The 2,906-nt window shown below is 65.8% G+C and carries 2 protein-coding genes; both read left to right on the forward strand.

Features of this window, described 5'->3' with window-relative positions:
• The first annotated feature begins 167 nt into the window (after nucleotides 1-167).
• Nucleotides 168-494: a hypothetical protein gene (locus HGB10_03275; protein ID NTU70827.1), complete on the forward strand. Its 327-nt coding sequence runs from the start codon at nucleotides 168-170 to the stop codon at nucleotides 492-494.
• A gap of 43 nt (nucleotides 495-537) precedes the next feature.
• Nucleotides 538-2,906 (forward strand): DUF4388 domain-containing protein (locus HGB10_03280; GenBank protein NTU70828.1); only part of this gene is annotated, 2,369 nt, incomplete at its 3' end.

Genomic DNA, 2,906 nt, shown 5'->3' on the forward strand with positions numbered 1-2,906 from the left:
ACCTGACGGCGGCGGTGCCGATCGTGGTACCGGTAGTCGAGCCGCCGGCTTTCGCGCCGTCGCCGCAGCCCGCGCCGCCGCAGCCCGCTCCGGCGGTGAGTGCGATTCCGCCTGCACCCAGGCAGGCGACGCGCGAAGAACAGCTGGCCAAGGCGCTTGACGACCTCATGGAGGAGAGCCAGGAGGTCCAAGCGGCCGCGCTCGTGTCGCTGGACGGCTTCACCATGGCGTCGGCCCTGCCCGATGGGATGCACGAGGACCGAGTCGGTGCCATGTCGGCAGCGATCTTGGGACTCGGCGAGCGAGCAGCGGCAGAACTCGGCCGCGGTCAGCTTTCGCAGGTCTTCATCGAAGGGGACGACGGGTACGTGATGCTGATAGCCGCAGGTGACAGGGCGGTCTTGACCTGTCTGGCGGGCAAGCAGGCCAAGTTGGGCCTGGTGTTGTACGACATGCGCAGCTCGGCGGAACGTATCGCCGCAATTCTTGGATAGGCCCGACAGGCACTGACGAGACCACGTACGGAGCGGTCACCACATGGCGTTGCGCGGCAATCTCAGGGACTTCAGCCTTCCGGACGTCTTCCAGCTGGTCACGTTCAGCCGGAAGAGCGGCGTGCTGCGCATTCTTCGGGCCGACGGCGCCACGGGTAGCGTGTGGTTTCGCGAGGGCGACGTCTTCTTTGCACAGTCGAACTGGCACGCCGAACTGCTCGGTGAGAGACTCGTTCGTGCCCAGCGAATCACCCCTGCCGCGCTTCAGCGCGCACTCGCTGTTCGTGCGAGTGAGGGCCCTGACGGTCGCCGCATAGGGCGAATCCTGGTCGAAGAGGGCTTCATCACCGATGAGGTCCTCGAGGTATTCGTCTCGGATCAGATCCAGGAATCGATCTTCGATCTCATGCGTTGGGATGAGGGCGAGTTCGACTTCGACCCCAGCGCCGAGATCGCCGATGAGGATATCGGGCTGTCGGTTTCCATCGAGAACATCATCATGGAGGGCAGCCGCAGGCTCGAGGAGTGGACGCGGATCCGCAAGAAGATCCCGTCAATGGACGTTGTGTTCAAGATGGCCACAGCGCCGGGCGAGGGTACCTTCGAGATATCGCTCAAGCCCATCGAGTGGAATCTGTTGCTGCTCGTCGACGGAACGAGGACGGTCGCGGATCTCGCGCACTCGACCGGTCGTACCGACTTCGAAGTCGCCCGCATCATGTACGGGTTGTTCTCGGCCGGACTTCTTGAGTTCGCCTCTGACGATGAAGTGGTCAGGCTTCGGTCAGAGCGCGAGACCCGCGAGGCCGCGCTTGCCGAGATTGACGCCGAGAGGCGAGCGGTAGCCGAGGCACAGGTAGCCGAGGCACAAGCGCGGGAGGCCGCTCTCGAAGCCGAAGCCGAGTCCCGAGCACACGTTGAGGCGCCGGTTGAGCCTTCGGTGCAGCAGCCGGTCGCGCGGGCTGAGGTGCCCGAGTTCCTCTCGGGTGGGGCCGCGCCCACAGCCCAGGACGCTGCTGTTCTCGAGGAGATGATGGGGGCGGTGCTTCGCCCTCTTCGCGTCGTCGAGCCGGAGCGAGCACCCGAACCCGAGCCGGAAGCCGAACCCGAGCCGGAGTTGGTGCCGGAGCCGGAACCCGAGCCGGGGTCCGAGCCAGAGCCGGCCCCTGAGCCGGAGCCAGAGTCGGCGCCGGAACCCGAACTCGAGCGGGAGCCCGAGCTTGAACCGGAGCCGGAACCCGAACCGGAGCTGGAACCGGCCCCCGAGCCGGTCAGCATCTTCGAGATCATCGGCAGCGCGACACCAGGCGAGCCTGAGTCCACGCCTGAGCCGCTGGTCGAGGACGGGCAAGCGGAGACGGCGGCGGCTGAGGAGTTCACCTTCCTGCCTGTCCCCGCGGTATCCGAAGTAGTCGAGCCGCTTTCGGTTTCCGCTCCGACTGCGACGCCTGCGAGTGCTGTCTCGGATGAGACGCTCGCGCAGATTCAGGCATCACTCGCCGGACTCGCGCAGCCGGTAGCTGAGTCGCCGGTTGAGCCGCGGCCAGAAGTCGTCCCGGAGGTCGAGCCCTTCGCTGGCACGCCCGCAGCCGACTACGCACGCAATCTCATGGCACTTGGGTTGGGCGAACTGCCCGCCGAGCCTGCGGCAGACTCTGTGCAGGCGCCTGCTGAGGAACCCCCAGCCGAGATCGTCGTTCCGGCGCGCGACGAGGAGCGCAATCTGGGCCCCTGGCTCGCCGAGCTCGCCAGGTTCTGCCCCGGGCACGACGTTGTCGTGGTGGACGACAGACCCGGCTTTGCCAACGCCGTTCGTTTTCCGGAGGCGAAACAGGTCGTCTGCGACGCGTTTGATCACGCAATTGCTGCGCTCGCGATCACTAAATACGATTTCGTCTGCGTGATCACGCGCGGGCACCGGCACGACGCGGCTTGCCTACGCGTGCTGCTCGCGGGCGAACAGCCGCGCTATCTGGGGCTGATCGGCTCGCGGCGGCGCACGATTGAGCTGTTTAAGATGCTGGAGGAAGAGGGATTTAACCGCGCGAAGATCGACCGGATCCACACGCCCATCGGTCTTGCCATCGGCGCGGAGACGCCAAAGGAGATTGCAATCTCCATCCTCGCGGAACTGATTCAGCAGCGCAGCAGCAGGAGCGCGGAGCGGGAGGCGGAGCGCCTTGCGCTCGCGTCCCACGAGCCGGAGTTGCTCCACTATCTGATCGCCAACACGGAACCCTGTGCGCTTGCCGTCGTGGTGCAAAAAAGCGGGTCAACGCCCGTGCCCACGGGAGCGGTCATGGCGGTCAACCAACTCGGCGGCATTGTCGGCACCGTTGGCGGCGGCTGCGGCGAACATGAGATCGTCAAGCACGCGCTAGAAGTGCTGCGCACAGGAAAAGCGCGGTTGAT

The sequence above is a fragment of the Coriobacteriia bacterium genome (genome assembly GCA_013334745.1).
Taxonomy (GTDB): Bacteria; Actinomycetota; Coriobacteriia; order Anaerosomatales; family JAAXUF01; genus JAAXWY01.

Coding starts and splice junctions, on each gene's coding strand:
- HGB10_03275 (NTU70827.1), top strand. CDS start 168: ATGGAGGAGAGCCAGGAGGTCCAAGCGGCCGCGCTCGTGTCGCTGGAC.